The organism is Microcoleus sp. A006_D1 (genome assembly GCF_036702805.1).
Lineage (GTDB): Bacteria > Cyanobacteriota > Cyanobacteriia > Cyanobacteriales > Microcoleaceae > Microcoleus.
On the sequence record NZ_JAUBVZ010000011.1, the window covers coordinates 29,372 to 48,149 of the forward strand.

Sequence of the window (18,778 nt, forward strand, 5' to 3'; positions counted from 1 at the left end):
AACTGATCTCTTAATTGTTGGAAAGTGAAGGATTTGTAGGACATATTTCTCAGATAAGTCGGTGGAAATAAACATCATTCCGAGATAGCAAGCGAGTTACAAAACGCTCAACTCGCTTGGATGCAAAAGTTACACCAAAGAAACCCGGTTTCTGCGATAAATCTTGGTTTGCTAGCGAAGTATCTAGTCATAAACCGGGTTTCTCACCCCCCTGTGTAAGTCCTAATATAGCAACCATTGCATAATTTGTGAACCGTCTTTTCTTCCGTCTCTCGCGACGATAATTAAATCCCTCTTCCCTCTTCCTTCTTCCTGATGACTGATAACTTATGACTGATAACTAATGACTTCTTCATTCTTGCTTCTTCCTTCTTCCTTCTTCGTGATGACTGATAACTGATAACTGATGACTAATGACTAATGACTAATGACTTCTAAACATTTAACCACTGAAAGAGTATCTTGGGCGCCGGCAATAAAATAATTAACAAAAGCCCGATCGCCAGCAACCCCAAAAAATCGCGGCGATTATCCAATTCGCTGACATCATTCAACGCCGGTTCGTCGTTGAGCGGCGTCAGAAACAAAATAATTGCCCACAGCAGCAAACCCTGTTCCAAAAAAGAAAGCAGCAACATACAAAGTCTAGCAACTTGCCCGATCGCCATACTAGCTTTTTGACCAAACATCGCGTGTACAATGTGCCCGCCGTCGAATTGTCCCACAGGCATCAAATTAAACGCCGTCACGATCAAACCCAAATAACCAGCGACTGCTACCGGATGCAAATTAATCGCAGTTTCCGCATTGAAAGCAGCGCCCAAAGTTAACTTGCTCAACAAAGTCATCAGCAGCGAAAATTTCGGACTAAAAGAATCAAAATTCAACATTCCCGACTTTTCAGACAGCGGTACAATTGTCGAACGAGCCAAACCCCAAATCAACAACGGCACTGTCGCCACTAAACCCGCAAGCGGGCCGGCAATACTGATGTCAAATAAAGCTCGGCGGTTGGGAATTGGACTTCGCATTTGAATGAAAGCGCCAAAAGTTCCCAAGAAAAAAGGAACCGGAATAAAATAAGGCAAAGTCGTGCGAATTTTGTAGAATTTGGCAGCTAAATAGTGACCGGATTCGTGAAATCCCAAAATTGCAATGAGAGCCAGGGAATAAGGCAAACCCTGGAGCAAGATTGACGGGTTAGACTGCAAAGCTTTTTCAGTAACTCCGGCAATTTTTGCCCCGACAATCGTAGTGGTAAACACCGTAATCAGCACCAAAGCTAAGGCAAAAAATGGCCGAGTTACAGATGCTGTTTTGACCGGAGTTTCCCCTGATTGGCGGCTGGGATTGGGAACTATGGCAAAAAAAGGTTGACCGCTCAAACTGTTTTGAAATATCACTAAAAAGCGATCGCCAAAATGCCTTTCCACATTCTCCCGAATCGCCTGATAAGCCGCCTCCGGGTTCGTACGCAACTGTCCGCGACAAATGACAGCCTGCGGCCTAAATTCCAAATCCCGCAAACAGAAAATTGACCAAGGAAAACAATCGCGCAAACTCGCTTCTTCCGCTGCATCGATCGCGCGCAGGGGCGGTTTTGGCTTTGTCGGTTCAGTCGCATCGCCTGCTACCTGCGTTTGGGTTTCGGGGGTTATTTCCTTGCGCCCCAACTGTACCAAAAACCAGTACAAAACAGGGCAAACGAGAAAAGGTATAATTACCAACTCCGGCGGTGCTGTTTTTTTGGCGCCGTTAGCTAAAACCCAACCGCTCCAAATCAGCGCCGGCGCCATCATTACCAGCCACAGCAGCCATACCGGAGTTCGCGTGATGCGGCTGATGCTGCTCTGCAATAAGTAGTAAGATATCAGTCCCAATACAAACAACCATAGTAAAAAGAACATAATATTTATTCCATGCCTCTCAATACTTCCTTGAAACAACAGAGTTCAGTGTCCAAACAGCCCAGACTCGTGCTGGCTAATACCTTTGCTTTCGCACCTAACCGGGATACCCTGGGTGCGACAGCTTATTTCATTGTAGAAAACGAATCGAACATCCTGGTGGATTGTCCTGCTTGGAATGAGATCAACCAAACCTTTTTGGATTCGCGCGGCGGCGTGCGCTTGCTGTTTCTCACCCACCGCGGCGCTATCGCCAAGGCGCGGGAGATTCAGGAAGCTACGGGCTGCGATATCCTGATTCAAGAACAGGAAGCTTATTTGCTCCCGGGATTGCAGGTGACGGTTTTTGAGCGAGAATTGGCTGTGAGCGATCGCATCACAGCATTGTGGACTCCCGGCCACTCTCCGGGTTCCTCTTGCCTTTATGATAGTGGTAGTGGCGGAGTGCTGTTTAGTGGCAGACACTTGCTCCCCAACCGCGAAGGCGCTCCAGTACCGCAGAGAACGGCAAAAACTTTTCACTGGCCCAGGCAAATTAACAGCGTTCAGTCAATTATCGATCGATTTTCTCAGTCTACTCTGCAATATATCTGCCCCGCTGCAAATACTGGTTTTTTGCGCGGACGAGGATCGATCGATCGCGCTTTTGAGCAATTAACCAATCTGGATTTAGCCGTTTGTTTGCAGTCAAAACCAGAACCCTAAAAATATGGTGCACCATCAAAAAAAGGTTTGACAGGCGAATTATAGCGTTGAGTCTCTGAAAGAAGGACGAAAGTTTGTAGACTGGCGGTTTCAACCGTACGTCTTATCCGTGGAAAAAACTATGGAAAAAACCGAAAAACAAAAAATGCTCGCCGGCGAATTATATTTAGCTAGCAATGAGCAATTAACTTCCGAACGCCAGCGCGCCCGCCGCCTCGCTAGAATCTACAATTCTACCCAGGAAGACGAACCCGACAAACGGTTAGAAATCCTTACCGAATTGTTCGGCGCAGTCGGGCCAAAAGTTGAAATCGAGCCGCCTTTTTACTGCGACTACGGCAGCAATATTTATGCTGGAAACGGATTGTACATAAATTTTGGCTGCGTGATTCTCGACTGCAATCGAGTTAACATCGGGGAAAATTTGCTGTGCGGGCCCAACGTACAAATTTACACCGCTTCTCACCCCACAGACCCGGACATTAGACTTTCCGGTCGAGAGTTCGCCGCTGAGATTAATATTGGCAATAATGTTTGGATTGGCGGCGGGAGTATTATTTGCCCAGGAGTCACTATTGGCGACAATAGCACGATCGGCGCAGGCAGTGTTGTTGTCAAAGATCTTCCCGCAAACGTGGTGGCTGCGGGGAATCCTTGCCGAATTATCCGGCAGTTGCCTTAATGTGGTACGATCGACCAACTGGCGCGATCGGCTTTTGGGAGCTTAACCCAACAATTTTAGATATTACAAGAGTCTGTTTGAGATTTTTTAGGTAAAATCCCCCAGAAACATCCGTAGAAAAAATCTCAAATCATACATCTAAAAATCGCTGGATTTTTCGTACCCAATCTTTAACTCCTACTCACAAGATTTTTATGACAACTGCAACAGTTTATCCCAACGCACCCGAACTCGGCACCGACGACTACATAGCAGTAGGTTTGGCCACTTGCTTCATCAAAGAAGAAGGCGAAGTCCATCAAGTAAAAGTAATTGAACCTATCCCCTCAGCAGCTTTGGAAGCAATTGTCAAAGGAATTCCCACATCCTATGAAATGGCTTGGGGGACAACTTTAGGAGCAGTGCTCGACGGCGAATCACCCAAGAGGATGCCGGAATTCCCCGCAGAAGCTCAGTTTAGCGAAGAATTCGGCTTTCGGGCGATCGCCGCAGCCCGCACATACAAAATCCGCCCCGAAGCTCAAGTACACATTCCCCAAGGAACAGTTCGCAACGACTTTAGTTATTCATTAGAACGCAAAAGAGTGCTCAACACCGAGCGCGTGATTCGCACAGAAGACAATGTGAAACAGCACGAACACACTCACAAAGTTCTTTAACAGTTGACAGTTGACAGTTGACAGTTGACAGTTGATGGTTGACAGTTGACAGTTGACAGTGAGAACTTTAGTCCTGGGATGGATGCGGACTAAAGTCCTCACTACAAACCTTATTGCCAATTATTTAATCGAAAATGCCCCATGCTCAAGTCGAAAATGGTATCGCTAAATGGTTGATTGATAAACTTTTTCCACCAGTTGAGCCAAACGTTTCATCGCAGTTTCAATTTCATCATTTGTCGCAGTCAAACTAATACGCAAACACTCGTGCTTGTGCTGCCAATCTTCCCGCAAACCGGGGAAGAAAGAACTTCCCGGCACGACAATTACGCCAACTTTCTTCAATTCTTGATACATTTCCCAATCAGTTATTGGCAAATCTTTCAGCCACAACCACGCAAAGATTGCTCCTTCACCTCGATGCAAGAACCACGGCAAATCCTTCGGCATTGCGTGTTCTAGGGTGCTTTCAACTACTGCAAATTTGCTTTGATAGTACGGGCGAATGACGTTGAGGGAAATGTCAGCTAGTGCACCGGAAGCAATGGCCCTAGCTGCGATCGCCTGTCCGTATCTCGGCGAGTGAATGCACATATTGGTCTGAAAAGATTCTAATGTTTTGATGATGCCTTCATCGCCGATCGCAATTCCGATTCTTTCACCCGGTAATCCGGCTTTCGACAAACTCATGCAGTGGACGATATTGCCGCCGAAAATCGGGGTCATTTCGGTAAAGTTCAAGGCGGGGAAGGGAGGCCCGTAGGCGGAATCGACTAACACCGGCACGTCGAAGGCGGCTGCTAAATCGGCGATTTTCTGCACTTCGCCGTCGGTGAGGACGTTTCCCGTGGGGTTGCAGGGACGGGAAAAGATGACGCAACCGGTGGTTTCATCAATGGAAAGTTGGCTGAAATCCGGGCGGTATTTGAATCTGTGGGCGGCTGCATCAATATCTAGCGTTGGTTTACAGGCGATGACTGCTTCGGGAATTAAGCTCACGCCACCGTAACCGGTGTAGTCTGGGCTCAGCGGAAGGACGATCGATTTTAGGTTGCGGATTTGAGATTTGGGATCGTTCAGGTCTGTTTGTGGTGCGGTGTAGCCTCCGAAAGCGTTGGCTGCGTAGAAGTAGATTGATTGACTTCCGGGAGTAATTAGGATATTGCGATCGGTCAAATTGAGATTGTAACGCTGGTTAAAATCGGCCAATACCGCATCGATAAACGGTTGATAGCCTTGGCTGGAACCGTAGCGACAAACGACTTCGCCGTATTCCGGGCTTGCCAAAAGTTCCGCAGTGCAATCGCGCCACAACTGCTCGACTTGCGGCAATATCACCGGATTTCCGGCGCTCAAATTGATGAATTCCTGCCCGTTGCCGGCTCTGAGAGTTTCAATAATATCTTTCATAATTGCCCGAACTCCTGTGAGTTGGGACATTTGGGTGCCAAATTGAGTCAGGGCAGGGTTCATGATGCGGCGACGATGATAGAGGTTGACGGTTGATCTATGATAACCTCGTTTGTTTGCAGGAAAGGTTAGGATTGAGGGTGTGGGTTTGGTTGGATTGGGCGATCGGGCTAGATTTTTGGTTTAAAATGCGGGAGTCAGTAGGTGTAAAAATTGGCGTGTTGAATTTTGAGGCTGTAATACAGACGCTGCAAGGGTTTGATGCCAACAGGTCAAAAAAACGATTCCCGCGATCGCTAAAACCCATACCACATAAGAATTTGAAGGCTATATGAAAAATAGGGTATTGACAGACCGAAGGCTGAAATGGTACTTTGAGATCACAGTCCCGCAAATGAACCTTGAAAACCAAATACAGCAACCGCTTCAAACACCGGCGGCGGGAAAACCCATAAACCCCTACTAGGGATTGAAACAGATTAGCCTGTTTTGATAGCGCGGCTGTTCGCAGCGGGAAAACCCATAAACCCCTACTAGGGATTGAAACAACATGATCGATTTCTCCTTCCCAGAAAGCTTGAGCGGGAAAACCCATAAACCCCTACTAGGGATTGAAACTTAGCAGAAAGGCAAGTGGCAGCAATCCTGGAATGCGGGAAAACCCATAAACCCCTACTAGGGATTGAAACTTTCGACTACTAGGGGCTGTAATTCTTGCAGATAGGCGGGAAAACCCATAAACCCCTACTAGGGATTGAAACGAACTAAGCCAAAAGCTTTATCCTCAGCCTCATTGCGGGAAAACCCATAAACCCCTACTAGGGATTGAAACACTTGGCTCATCTGATATCAAAAATAACGTGAGAGCGGGAAAACCCATAAACCCCTACTAGGGATTGAAACACTTTACTTGGTTCGTGTAATCCTTATGGATGTAAAGCGGGAAAACCCATAAACCCCTACTAGGGATTGAAACTCAACTCTTGCTTTGCCAAAACCGCAGCCCGCAACGGCGGGAAAACCCATTTTCCCGATGTAGGGCTTGAAACGACGGTACAACGTAAGCCCTCGCAAGAAAACACCTAAAATCCGATCGCGGATCGAAACCAGATTAAAATGATCGAGTTGTAGATTTTAATTTTTAATTATTTATGCGTATTTGGCAAGCCGATTTCTACCGCCGCCCTCTCCGAGACGAAACCGGCAAACCATTGTGGGAACTCCTCATCTGCGACGCAACACAAAGTTTTAAATTTAGCGCTGTTTGCCGCCAGTCGGAAGCTAATTCTAATTGGCTAGCCGCGCAGTTGCAGCAGCAAGCTCAAACTCAGAAATTGCCAGACTTAATTCAAGTATTTAGACCTCAGTCTCTCAGTTTAATCGAAGCTGCGGGCAAAGTTTTGGGTGTCAAGGTAGAAGCGACTCGGCGCACTGCTGCTCTGAAATTGCTGCTGCAACAACGCGCCCAAGAATATTCCAGTCTGCCTAATTATACTGGTGAAGCTTATCGGGCGATCGCCCTTGACACTCCACCACCCATCCCCCTACCCGAAAACCTCTGGGGCGACGGCTGGCGTTTTGCTTCCCTACCCGCCGGCGACATCGCAGAAGCTTTCGCAGGGCTTCCCCTCCCCATATTAGAAATGCCCGAATCGCTGTTACCGCTGAACTTGGGCCTAGCCTCAACAATCCCCGTGCCCGGAGTGGTGATTGACGGCGGGCGCCAGTCGATGCGCTTGGCTAGATGGCTTCAGGATGCCAAACCCTTCGCATTGAATTATATCGCCGGTGCTCCCGACGGATTGATATTGGAAGCTGGATTAGCAGATAGATGGGTTGTGGCTACTTTTGAAGATAGCGAAGTAAAAGCGGCGGCGGAAGTTTACCAACAGCGCAAGCAATCGAGTCAAGGATTGCATTTTTTGTTGGTGCAACCGGATGATACTGGGATGACTTATACAGGCTTTTGGCTGTTGAATTTCGATCGATAAGATTTAAATAATATTATTTCTGATGTCGATCGCCCAAACATAATAAAATACTGCCCGAACTTAGTTCCAGCAGATACAGACTCAAACACAAATTTTAGAACAACCTCTTGGTCTAGCAAGAGATAGTACAGCCCACTTATTCCACAATCAGAATCAATCCGTTTTGGATGCCCTGACACACTCTGTCAATGTGAAAATGATCCTTTTTGTCGAGCCCGTCGAGGACTGCTGACTTGAGCAGCCGTCTGTCGAGGGGAGTGATTTGGCGGAAGGCAAAGATTCGCTGGGCGATCGCCTCCACAGAGATTTTGGGGACGCTAGCAGAACTGACTGTCATGGTCTTAACACCCTGAAAATAGATAACATAACTCTGTACATTTATTTTTAAAGATTGCGTGAATTTATGTTGTGATTAAAAGCACACTTTTTGAGTAACAATATAGTGTATGTCGGGTGACTGTGGTCATGAAATATTCAACTCTCTTTACGCCAACTTAACGATGGCCGGATAAAATCACTAAGAGTAAAACTCAGGCAGAGGGTAAAATGGCACAGGCAAAAATCGGGATTATCGGCGGTAGCGGTTTGTACAAAATGGAGGCCCTCAAGGATATTGAAGAGGTGAAAATCGATACACCTTTTGGCGCGCCATCTGATGCCGCCATTGTGGGAACTTTGGAGGGTACGCCCGTGGCATTTCTGGCAAGACACGGCCGCAATCACACTTTTTTGCCCTCAGAAGTGCCGTATCGGGCAAATATTTATGCAATGAAGAGTTTGGGAGTTGAGTATTTAATCTCAGCGTCGGCGGTGGGCTCGCTGAAAGCAGAGGCCAAACCTTTAGATATGGTAGTACCGGATCAGTTTATCGATCGCACAAAAAATCGAGCTTCTACCTTTTTCGGAGAAGGAATTGTCGCTCACATCACATTTGGCGATCCGGTTTGCGGCGAATTGGCTAAAGTGTTGGGAAGTGCGATCGAATCCTTGAACCTCCCCGACGTTACCCTGCACCGCGGCGGCACCTACGTCTGCATGGAAGGCCCCGCATTTTCCACAAAAGCAGAATCCCACCTTTACCGCAGTTGGGGGGCGACAGTCATCGGGATGACAAATTTGCCGGAAGCAAAATTAGCCAGAGAAGCAGAAATTGCCTACGCAACTTTAGCATTAGTCACCGATTATGACTGCTGGCATGAGGATCACGACAGCGTAACCGTAGAAATGGTAGTTGCAAACTTGCACCGCAATGCAGCAAATGCCCAAAAAGCAATTCAAGAAACTGTGCGGAGGCTAACAGAAAATCCCCCCGTTTCGGAGGCACATTCAGCTTTGAAATATGCAATTCTGACTCGGCTTGACAACGTGCCCGCCGCAACTAAGGAGAAAATGGGTTTGTTGTTGCATAAATATTTGTAGCAAATAGGGAATAGGGCATTGGGCATAGGGCATAGGGCATTGGTAACTAATAATATCGTTTCCGGTAGCATCGTCCTGTATTCATCTCTCCGATCTCCCTCTGTGTTCTCTGCGTTCTCTGTGGTTAAATCATTCCGGTGCTACTGGAAACGATATTACAACTTGAAAGAAAGTTATTGGTGATTGGTGATTTGTTAACAATTCCCGATGCCCAATGCCCCATCCCCAATTAACTTATCAATTGTTTGAATGCCTCATTTTCCCTGATTTTTTCTAAATCAGCTTCGGTTTTTGCCAACTCTTTGCACAAATTCGGATGGAGGTTGAGGGCGCGCTTTAAATTTTCTATTGCTAATTCAATTTTACCTTGTAGCGCATAACATCGGGCTTTGTTGTACCATATTCTGTAAAAATCAGGTCTAATTTTTGCAGCATTGTCGTAGGAATCGATCGCCGCTTCGTATTTTTGCAATTTTGAGAGTGCAACACCTCGGTTGTTCCAAGCGTCAGTATAATCATTTTTGATTTTGAGGGCTTGATTGTACGAAATTACTGCTTGTTCGTACTCCTCCATTTTGGAAAAAGCGACGCCTCGGTTGTTCCAAGCGTCGGCATAATCGGGTTTGGCTTGGATTGCTTGTTCGTAACAGCCGATCGCCTCTTGGTACTTCTGCAACTCCAATAATACCACGCCTCGGTTGTTCCAAGCGTCGGGATAAGTCGGGCGAATTGTGGTAGCTTGTTCGTAGGATGCGATCGCCTCTGGATACCGCTGCATTCGAGTGAGCACTACTCCCCGGTTGTTCCAAGTATCGGCTAAATCCGGCTGAATTTGCAGGGCCCGATCGTAGGCGGTGATCGCATCTTCATAGCGGTTTTCAAAGAAGCAAGCATCTCCCTGTTTGGCATAGTCGCCCGCTGTCAATAACTGTTGGTAATTACCGTAGTTAACCGGAGCAAATTCTTGAATTTGGGCGTCGGGCAATAAAAGGTCTGTTTCTACATCCGCTGGGTGACTTTGGTGTTGAATTTCGCCTAAGATACTTTCAGCATCGGAAATTAATAGTTTTAATTGAGAGATTGTATCATAGTGGAGACTTTCGATTTCTTGGCGAGCAATTGTTGTCTGCTGGGACAGTTTGCTCCACAGAAACCAAACACCGACTCCGGCTGCTGTCGGAAACAATGTTAAGGCAATTACCAGTCCGTTGAGCAGTGCTGCCGTGCGCCCGAAAGCGATGTCAACTTCTTCTTGAACTCGATCGCGAATTTCGTCTTTGAGTTGCTGTTGTGGCAATTCCTGCTGAACCAACAGCGCCGCCGTCCTCGGTTCTGAGGCAGAAACGCTACTGGCGCAGACTAGAATAGTCGAAAGGGCGATCGGGTTAATAATTGTTCTAAAAATACTTGACAAACGCATTGCCTTAGTGATACGCACCTGATTTGCGATTTTCATATGTCAAGAGATGCTGGTAAAGATGATCTCAGCCTAGCCGATTTGTTCAAAAACTATTAAATACAGGATATCTGTTGTGCAGTCCCCTCCAATTAAGTGTCTGACGCAAGAATTGCTAGACGAAGTTGCAGCTTCCTCCCGCAGCAGTCCCCGCCAGCGCCAAAACTACAATTTCCACGATTTGTCAGAAAAGGTGCAGCGGTTTGTCAACGTGCTGCAACCGGGTACTTACGTGCGCCCTCACCGACACCTGCGCCCACCGTCTGTTAACGGTTTTGAGTTTTTTGTGGTGATTCAAGGAGAAGTGGGTATTCTGATTTTGAACGAAAACGGTCAAATCTTGCGATCGTTGCGAGTCAGTGCTGTCGGGCCCACCCGCGCCGTGGAACTTCCAGAGGGCACTATTCACACATTGGTAGCTTTGGCTGCGGATACCGCGATTTTGGAGTTCAAGGAAGGGCCTTATGAGGTGGCGGCGGATAAAGACTTTTTGGCGGATTTTCCGGCTGAGGGAAGTGCGGCGGCGCGCGAATTAGTTTTGATTTGGGAAGCAGAGTTTAAATAAGAAGGAAGAAGGAAGTTCGGCAGCGGATTATGTAGCGGATGTAACGGATAGCAGAGAGTTATTGCATAAGTCTTTGGTTGATAAATCAACCGCAGATGCTAAGCAGATAACGCGGATTAACGCAGATAATTTCCAGATAGCTATGACTAATGACTAATGACCAATGCCCCATGCTCTTCGGCCCCATGCTCTTCGGCCCCATGCCCCATGCCCCATGCCCCATGCCCCATGACTAATCACTGATAAATCTAATTGTTGTCATGCGATTGTATAAGTCTGGGGCGGTGCGGATGATTTTTCTCAGAAGTTCATCTGTTACCCAAAAGACGACGGGAAAGGAGAATTTTTTGCTGAATTCGCTGCACAGTAGGTTGGTAGAAACCAGGAGTCGATCGATCGACTCCACTGACTCCAAACCCAGGATCATTAAAGCTGGAGGCTTTTCGCTGCCTACTTCTGCTGCGATTGTGGTGTAGAGAGTTGTCGCCGATTTTGGCAAAAACAGTGGCTGCGGTTTCTGGGCGCAAGTTGCTTGGAGGCGATCGAGTATTTCCTGCCGCACAGTCAGCGAGTTGCAGTTGACTAAAACGAAAGAAAAGTAACCTTGGGAAAGACGTAGCGCCCGGATTAAAGTTGAGAACGACCGCTCGTTATATTTAGCTGAGTCGTACTTAGCTGCATCGTCTTTAGCTGTATTTTCTGAGCTTTTGTGGACAAACATAAATTATCGATATTTTATTTAGTTTTAGATATTTTCTAGATTAAATGCTGTTTATAAAGAAAATGTGAATGTCGGAAAAAAAGTTTTTCGGTAAAATATTTAAGTGAATATACCACTTTTTTAAATTAAAATCAATAGTTCGATCGACTGATTTTGCTGCCGCGGCACGGGCGCCACCTGCTACGGTAAAACCCAACGATCGAATGTAGTTAAAAATACAGAAAAATCATCGGCTATATTCTGCCAAGGGCAAAGTAAACCAAAAAATTGCCCCAGCACCGGGACTGCTAATTACCCCTATTTCCCCGCCGTGAGCCTCAATAATTTGCCGACAAAGGTATAAGCCCAAACCCAAACCTACGGAGTGTCGGGATTGATAACCCCTAACGTAAAGGTCAAACAGATGTTCGCACTGTTCCGACAATATTCCCACCCCGTCGTCTTCTACGGTACAGCAAATCATGCTAGTTGAGGAATTGGTAATTGGTAATTGGGAATTGGGAATTGGTAATCGGTAATTGGTAATCGGTAATTTCTCGATGTCCTGTTTCGCTTCCCTTTGATTTATCATTAATTTTTCCGCATTTATGACTTGAGCGGAAACCGTTAAATTTAGTCCGGGAAGATTGTGTTTCAAGGCATTAGCAATTAAATTAGAAAACACGCGCCACAACTGAGTAGTGTCAGCATTCACGGCTGGCAAATCATCGGTCACCAAATTTATAAAAGTAGCTTGAGCCTCATTCATTAAAGGCTGCAAATCGGCCGCCGCAGCTTCAACTACTGCCCTCAAATCAACCCGATCGCAGTGCAGGATCAAACCGCGCAATTCCCCGGCGTGAACTTCCAGCAGGGAATTGATCAATCGCAATTGCTGCTCGCTACCTTGAATCATCCGCACCAAAATAGAACGGGGAATTGCGATCGATTCCCCGGTTTTCGTCTGCCAATTTTTCAACACCATTAACATTCCCGCCACCGGGTTCCGCAAGTCGTGAGAAAGAGCGTGAATAAACAGCCGCAGCGATTCTTGTGCCTGTTTGCGCTGCGTGATATCCTCAATCAAACCCTCATAATAAAGCACGGAACCGCTGCTGTCCCGAACCGCCCGCGCTTTTTCGGAAATCCAGACAATGCTGCCGTCTGAGCGATAAATTTGCGACTCAAAATCTGACACTGTGCCGCTTTCCTCGATCGATCGCAAAAACTCATTTCTGCGAACCGGATCGACATACAACTGCTGCTCAATATCAGTAAACTTTGCCGTCACCTCGGACGGGGAATCGCAGCCGTAAATCCGCGCCAAAGCTGGATTTGCAGTAATGTAGCGGCCCTCGGGAGTGCTTTGAAAAATGCCCTCGCCGGCATTCTCAAAAATGCTGCGGTACTTCGCCTCCGCCACCTCCAATTGTTGATAAGCAGATTCCAATTCGCGCCTGGTACTAAACTCTGTCCGTTGCAGACATTCGTACCAATAAACCGACAAATCGCAGATCAAACAAAACCAAAACAAATACAAGTAAAACCCGCTCAGCCTAAAAGCAGTATACTTAGCAAGACTCAGATTTAAAATTAAATTTATGCCGACGTGGCAGAACAAAACGCCGAGTTGAGAAATCAGGTGAAGTCGCCAGCGGACGGGGATCAGCGTAGCTTGGGTAAGAAACGCTAAACTCCAAGTTAAAATTGGTAATTCCCCAACTTTTGCTGCGGCCAAGCCAAGCTGTACAACGACAGTCAGCGACCACGAAAAACCTAAAAATAGCAAACCGGGATAGCGCTGTCCGATCGAGGTTTTTTGCAACATCAAACAAGTCAGCAAACCCAATTCTACAGCAGCGCTCGTGTACAAATAAACAATTTTAAACTCCCGGGGAGCGAAGATTGCTTCGCCCAGAAGATAGACAATGATTGTGAAGGCAAAAAAGATGGCAATTCGCACAGCAGGGCGCAGCCGATCTCGAAGGAAGCGATCGCGCCACACCTCGTAAACCGTTAACGCCTGAACTGATTTTGCATTGCCAATATAATTCATAACTGACTCTCCGGGTGCGCAGTGCGCACCTTACCCCTAGATGTTGACAGCAGGTAGCGAAAACCAAAAAGTCGAGCCGCCTCCGGGAGTGCTTTCGACGCCGATGAAGCCGCCGTGAGCTTTGATAATTTGCTTGGAGAGGTACAATCCCAAACCCAGCCCTGTTAATTGTCGGCTATTGGGGTCTTGAACGTAAAGTTCAAACAGAGATTCCCGCTGTTTGGCGCTGATTCCCACTCCATTGTCTGTTACAGTACAGCGAACCATTTTTACGGTGACACCGGGCAATTTGCTGCCCGTATTGGCAATACGACCCTGATAGCGGGGCAGTTGACAACTGCCGTCGAGGTGAAATTTGGCCCGGGTTTCCTGATTTTTCTGGGTGGTGTCGTGAGCGAACGCCGCCAATTCCCAACCGGTGTCGAGCATCGCCGCGCGATTCCCTACGGGATAGCTTCGCTTCACGCCCGCAGCAGAGGGGAGGTTAGGGATACAGCGGGCTACGAGAGTATTTTGGGATGTAAAAACCTGTGAATTTCCTTCAAAAATTAGCGCTTTTTCAACTTCAATTACCTCTGCTTTAAAAGTGATATTGACGAACGGATGATTGTGTTTTATCGCATTGGTTAGCAAATTTTCCAGCACCCGCTGCAAGTGTTTGCTGTCGGCATTGACTGGCGGCAAATCCGCCGGGATTTCCTGAATCAAAGTTGCTTGATTTTTTGCCAGCATCGGTTCTAAATCGGCAACAATTGCTGAAGTCAAAGACTGCAAGTGCAGCGGTTCGGTCTTGAGAACAATACCTTTGACCTCGCTGGCGTGAGCGTCGAGGAGGGAATTAATCATAGTCAACTGGTGTTCGCTGGCCTGAACGATCCGCTGCAAAATCGATCGAGAAACCGGCACATCCTGTAGAGACTCAGAGGGCGATTTGTTGAGCAAATTTTTCAGCAGGATTAACATTCCCATCACGGGAGTGCGGAGGTTGTGAGAAACTGCGTGCAAAAATAAATCTTTGAGGCGGTTGCTTTCTTGCAGTTCGTGCATTTTTTGCTGTAGTTGGCGAGTGCGTTCCTCCACTTGAAATTCTAAGTTAGCATTCAGCTCTTTTACCTGCTGCAAAAGTTGAGCTTGTTGGAGGGCGATCGCGACTTGGGTAGCCAGTTTTTCTAACAAATCAATTTCAAATTCTTGCCACTGGCGGGGCTCGGAGCAATGGTTGACTGCCAAGATCCCGAACAATTCATCCCCCAGGACGATCGGCACATTTAACGTCGCCCGAATTTGATAGTCGCTGTATAATTGGGCAATTGTATCGTTGACTTGCACCGTAGCAGTATCGGAGACAGCTCGGACGCGGTTGTTAGCATAAAAAGTTTTCTGCTTTTCGAGGTAATTTTCGTCAGCGAGCACCCACCCGAGAAGAGAACGGTATTGGGCACCGACAGACTCAGCCACAATTTTACCGTACACCGGGCTAGCAAGATTTGCCCCGCCCGCGTCCATAATACCGATGAAAGCGCGGTCTGCCTTGAAAAATTGCCGGACTTCGCCAACAGTAGTGTTGAGAATTGCTTCGAGGTTGAGAGATTGGCGAATTCGCAGGGCCATTTCTGAGAGCAGGCGATCGCGATCAGAGGACACCCGCAAAGCAGCTTCCGCGCGGTGGCGCTCGGTAACGTCTTGGACTGTGCCGGCGATGACGTTGGAGTTAATTGCCGACTGTTCGCAGACTGTTCGCAGGGAGCCGTCGCTGAGCACAATTCGGTAGTTAATGCAATAGGGTTGGCGATCGAACATCGCTTGAGATTGCGATCGCGCCACCAATTCTCGGTCTTCTGGATGTACCGCCTGCAAAAACACTTCTGGTGTCGGTTTGACAGTTCCTGGAGTCAAACCCAAGAGGCGATAAAGCTCATCCGACCACTGCAATTCGATCTTGGGTGTAAGATGTTCTGCGGATTCTTCACAGTTATCAGTCGGCCCAATGGCCGTGCAATGTAAGTCCCAATTGCCCAACTGAGCGATGCGCTGAGCGTTGGCTAAACTAGCATGAGCGTCGCGCAGCATGGCGGTCGTGCGGCGCAATTCTACCAAGGCTTGCTCGCGTTCAGCGACAGCAGCAGCCAACATCAGGGCTACAAGGGCGATCGTACCGATAAAAGCTTGTAAAAATAAAACCGCCTGTCTGAGAGTATCGCTTTTAGCCAAAAACGGGCCGCCGCCCTGCACCGTTCCCCAAATCGCGATACAAGAGACGATCGAATAAGCAAAAATCGCTCCTGGTTGGCGAAACCGCAGGGCGGCCCAAACTATCAGAGGAAAAGGCAAATACTCCAGCGGATACAGAGCGCTCGCCGCCTGTATTTTCGAGCAAAAAACCAGCCAGCTAACGCTGAGGAAGAGAGTCAGCCAGAGCACTATTTCTAAATAATTAGAAATTAAAAATCGCAGATTAGATGTGCGCCGCCAATTAGTAGTTGATAATTGGTAATTTGCCATTGGTAATTGGTACTTTTCCCAGTTAAAAACGGCGCTAAAAATTGAAACAATTCGGGGTTTAAGTTTAAGTTTTCTGGGAAATTTACAACTTTCAACGGCGTGGTTGAAAGTCAGCAGGACAGGGGTCACAATCAAGATTCCCATGCCGTCTCCGAGCCACGCAGTCCACCAGTTACGAGAGAAATTGCTCCACGGAGCCCAACCAAAAATGCACGCGCCCAAGTTGCCGAGGGTAGAACCGAGGAAAGTAGACCCGATCGCAGCGCCCACCACCAAACCCAGAACATCTCGCAGTCGATCGAGCTTAGTAGAAAATCCGCTCCGACTGAGCGCAGCCTCCCCAGCCAGCGCTTGCAGGGTGACGCTAAAAGCCGAGGTGACAATGACGGCCGAGGGTATACCTGCGGTAGAGTTTAACAGCACGGAACCGAGGGCTATGAAGGGCCACATCCGCCGCCCTTGCAGCAGCAATGCCGCCAGAGCAATGCCGGCGGGCGGCCACACGGGCGAGGCTTCGGCTTTCACCAGTCCCACTATGGACGCTGCAAGTTTTCCGGTAACAAAGTAGGCCAGGGCCAGGATGCCGGCGTGCAGAAGAGGTCGAGTGTGGCGGTTGAGCAGTTTCATTGTTTGTGCGATCGAATCCTCCATTGCTATTTTTTAATTTAGGTGGAGCAGGGGCGATCGAACTTCCTCCTGAGGAATCACCTGACTGGGGGAGTGGGGGAGTGGGAGAGTGGGAGCATTTTTGTTCTTCCCTCGGACAACTGACAACTGACAACTGACAACTGACAACTGACAACTAACAACTGACAACTAACAACTGACAACTGACAACTGACTTCTTAGAATCCAAAACCCCGCTTACCATCGGGCTTGGTAGTCAGCCAATTTGTCTTCGCGGTAGCGAGTTGTTCGTCGCTAACTGTAGCGTCAGTCAGATTCGCGCCGCACAAATTCGCGCCCCGCAAATTCGCCTTGCTCAAATAAGCGCCCGTCAAGTCAGCACCTCGGAAATCTGCGCCTTCAAAATTAGCAGTGCTGCAATAAGCTTCTGTCAAATTTGCCGATCGCAAATTCGCCTTAATTAACCTCGCGTGGCCGAGATTCGCCCCCGACAAATCCGCTGCTTGCAAATTTGCCTTCACCAACCTAGCCTGATAAAAATTCCCCCCCGCCAACAGCGCTTTTTGCAGTTGCAAACCCGAAAGTTCGCAATCCGCAAAATCGCGTTTACCTTTAAAATATGCCGCCCGCAAACTGTTGCTGTCCCACTTAATCACAGCTTTTGTGACCTTTGTCGCTGCTAAATTGCCATTGGAAAATGCGGCAGTTCCGAAAGTTCTGCCAGACTCTGCCAGACTGCGGGCAACTCTGGGCTGCATTCCCGTGTTTCCCGATTGGGTGAATGAACTTCTACCGGTGCGGCTTTGCTTCGATCGCAAATCTTGACCGGTGTTAGTCTGGGGCGAAGGCCAGGAAGTAGCATCACCGTTAAATATCGTCGGTTCTTCAACTTTATGACTAAAGCCGTTGAATTGAGTTGCCAAGCCGTCGCAAAGGTCTGCGTCTTCAAATTCGCCATTCACAGCTTTGACGACATCTGCTGCCGATTGAAAGCGGTGACTGACGATCGGCTTGAGCATTTTATTGAGAATCCGCCCAAAATTTGGACTCAACTGAACGTGGGGCTGCCAAACAATTTCGCCCGTTACGGCATCAAAATCTAAATCCTTGGGAGACTTTGCTGTCAGCAAATACAAGCAAGTCATGCCCAAGGCATAGATGTCGCTGGCAAATATCGGCCGCAGCGCCATTTGTTCTGGGGGAGCAAAACTAAACGTGCCGACTGAAAATTTCGTGTTGGCGCTTTGGTCAGCCGGGTCTAATAATATTGTTTGGCTAACTTGGTCTTTTACCGCTCCGAAGTCAATCAGAACCAAGTGATTGTCTTGAACTCGGCGAATAATATTTGCTGGCTTAATGTCTCTGTGAATTACTCCTTGGCTGTGGATGTATTGCACTACTGGCAGAATTTCTAATAGAAAATTTTTAACGTCTGATTCGTTGAAACGCCCTGATTGCTTGACTTCTTGTTTCAAAGTCGAGCCTTTTACATACTCTTGAACCAAGTAAAATTGCTGCTCAGTTTCAAAATAGTCTAACAGCCTCGGTACTTGCGGGTGGTCGCCGAGTTGGCCGAGGGTTTTCGCCTCTCGCTTGAATAATTCCCGCGCCATTTCTAAAACTCGCGGCGACGAACTACTGGGTCGCAGTTGCTTGACCACGCAACTCGGTTGACCGGGCAAAGAGATGTCTTTTGCCAGAAATGTAGCTCCAAAACCTCCTTGTCCTAAAGGTTCAATGACTTGGTAGCGAGCGCGCAGCAATAGCCGCGCGCCACAAGTCTGACACTGGAGAATAGAGTCAGGAGGATTTTGAGGATGGGGACAGCCCGGATTTACGCAGTAGCTCATGTTGATTGAGTTTGCCTATGTTTTTCTGATTTTGCTCTGGCGAGCGCTCGACTGCACAAATCCCCTGTTCCCGCTTCTGCTAGAAATACTTATCTATCAGTTGCTGGGGGGCCGTGCTGCGGCGTGCGAATTGGAATTGCACCTAAGTCTTTTAAGTCGATATCTTTTCCCTCTTTTGATTATCTCGCTGCTGTGAGTTTTTTCGGTAGATTATCCTTGAAGATAGTTTAAAGACTTGCTAAAGTTGCC

Annotated in this window: 14 protein-coding genes and 1 CRISPR repeat array; of the genes, 6 read left to right on the forward strand and 8 right to left on the reverse strand. The window is 47.8% G+C overall.

The features are described from left to right. Positions 1-434: 434 nt before the first annotated feature. Positions 435-1,907, reverse strand: a complete 1,473-nt coding sequence (locus QUB68_RS19730; RefSeq protein WP_332995631.1) for a site-2 protease family protein — start codon at positions 1,905-1,907, stop codon at positions 435-437. 30 nt (positions 1,908-1,937) lie between these two features. On the opposite strand from QUB68_RS19730, the gene QUB68_RS19735 reads away from it, so the two are divergent. From QUB68_RS19735 to QUB68_RS19745, 3 genes are all read left to right on the forward strand, one after another. Beyond that, on the forward strand, positions 1,938-2,612 hold the full coding sequence (locus QUB68_RS19735; RefSeq protein ID WP_332995837.1) for an MBL fold metallo-hydrolase: 675 nt from the start codon (positions 1,938-1,940) through the stop codon (positions 2,610-2,612). Positions 2,613-2,733: 121 nt separating this feature from the next. Continuing rightward, positions 2,734-3,294 (forward strand): sugar O-acetyltransferase, encoded by a 561-nt coding sequence (locus QUB68_RS19740; RefSeq protein ID WP_332995632.1) that lies wholly within the window; start codon positions 2,734-2,736, stop codon positions 3,292-3,294. Positions 3,295-3,488: 194 nt separating this feature from the next. After that, positions 3,489-3,953 carry a hypothetical protein gene (locus QUB68_RS19745; RefSeq protein ID WP_332995633.1) on the forward strand — a complete coding sequence of 155 codons (465 nt, stop codon included), beginning with the start codon at positions 3,489-3,491 and terminating at the stop codon, positions 3,951-3,953. A 165-nt stretch (positions 3,954-4,118) separates the two neighbouring features. Here QUB68_RS19745 and QUB68_RS19750 read toward each other — a convergent pair whose 3' ends face one another. Beyond that, complete coding sequence (locus tag QUB68_RS19750) at positions 4,119-5,426, reverse strand: valine--pyruvate transaminase (RefSeq protein WP_332995634.1); 1,308 nt, start codon at positions 5,424-5,426, stop codon at positions 4,119-4,121. Positions 5,427-5,802: 376 nt separating this feature from the next. Further along, positions 5,803-6,339: a CRISPR direct-repeat array (repeat unit 37 nt; unit sequence GCGGGAAAACCCATAAACCCCTACTAGGGATTGAAAC). A 175-nt stretch (positions 6,340-6,514) separates the two neighbouring features. On the opposite strand from QUB68_RS19750, the gene QUB68_RS19755 reads away from it, so the two are divergent. Further along, on the forward strand, positions 6,515-7,354 hold the full coding sequence (locus tag QUB68_RS19755) for a Tab2/Atab2 family RNA-binding protein (RefSeq protein WP_332995636.1): 840 nt from the start codon (positions 6,515-6,517) through the stop codon (positions 7,352-7,354). A 136-nt stretch (positions 7,355-7,490) separates the two neighbouring features. Here QUB68_RS19755 and QUB68_RS19760 read toward each other — a convergent pair whose 3' ends face one another. Further along, positions 7,491-7,691, reverse strand: a complete 201-nt coding sequence (locus tag QUB68_RS19760; protein ID WP_332995638.1) for a hypothetical protein — start codon at positions 7,689-7,691, stop codon at positions 7,491-7,493. Between the two features lie 209 nt (positions 7,692-7,900). Here QUB68_RS19760 and QUB68_RS19765 point away from each other — a divergent pair, with 209 nt between their 5' ends. After that, a complete protein-coding gene (locus QUB68_RS19765) occupies positions 7,901-8,773 on the forward strand; it encodes an S-methyl-5'-thioadenosine phosphorylase (RefSeq protein ID WP_332995640.1) in 873 nt (290 codons plus the stop codon). Positions 8,774-9,002: 229 nt separating this feature from the next. Here QUB68_RS19765 and QUB68_RS19770 read toward each other — a convergent pair whose 3' ends face one another. Then, positions 9,003-10,229, reverse strand: a complete 1,227-nt coding sequence (locus QUB68_RS19770) for a tetratricopeptide repeat protein (RefSeq protein ID WP_332995642.1) — start codon at positions 10,227-10,229, stop codon at positions 9,003-9,005. Between the two features lie 76 nt (positions 10,230-10,305). On the opposite strand from QUB68_RS19770, the gene QUB68_RS19775 reads away from it, so the two are divergent. After that, positions 10,306-10,794, forward strand: a complete 489-nt coding sequence (locus QUB68_RS19775) for a WbuC family cupin fold metalloprotein (protein ID WP_332995643.1) — start codon at positions 10,306-10,308, stop codon at positions 10,792-10,794. Positions 10,795-11,026: 232 nt separating this feature from the next. On the opposite strand, the gene QUB68_RS19780 is transcribed toward QUB68_RS19775, so the two are convergent. The 4 genes from QUB68_RS19780 to QUB68_RS19795 all read right to left on the reverse strand — a co-directional run bounded on the left by QUB68_RS19780 (position 11,027) and on the right by QUB68_RS19795 (position 18,529). Beyond that, positions 11,027-11,515 (reverse strand): hypothetical protein, encoded by a 489-nt coding sequence (locus tag QUB68_RS19780; protein WP_332995645.1) that lies wholly within the window; start codon positions 11,513-11,515, stop codon positions 11,027-11,029. A 226-nt stretch (positions 11,516-11,741) separates the two neighbouring features. Next, the gene (locus QUB68_RS19785) at positions 11,742-13,550 is read right to left on the reverse strand and encodes a sensor histidine kinase (protein ID WP_332995647.1); all 1,809 of its coding nucleotides are present in this window, start codon (positions 13,548-13,550) and stop codon (positions 11,742-11,744) included. A gap of 36 nt (positions 13,551-13,586) precedes the next feature. Continuing rightward, on the reverse strand, positions 13,587-16,703 hold the full coding sequence (locus tag QUB68_RS19790) for a sensor histidine kinase (protein WP_332995649.1): 3,117 nt from the start codon (positions 16,701-16,703) through the stop codon (positions 13,587-13,589). 194 nt (positions 16,704-16,897) lie between these two features. Beyond that, entirely contained in the window at positions 16,898-18,529 is a 1,632-nt protein-coding gene (locus tag QUB68_RS19795) for a serine/threonine-protein kinase (RefSeq protein WP_332995650.1), read from the reverse strand. Between the last annotated feature and the right edge of the window lie 249 nt (positions 18,530-18,778).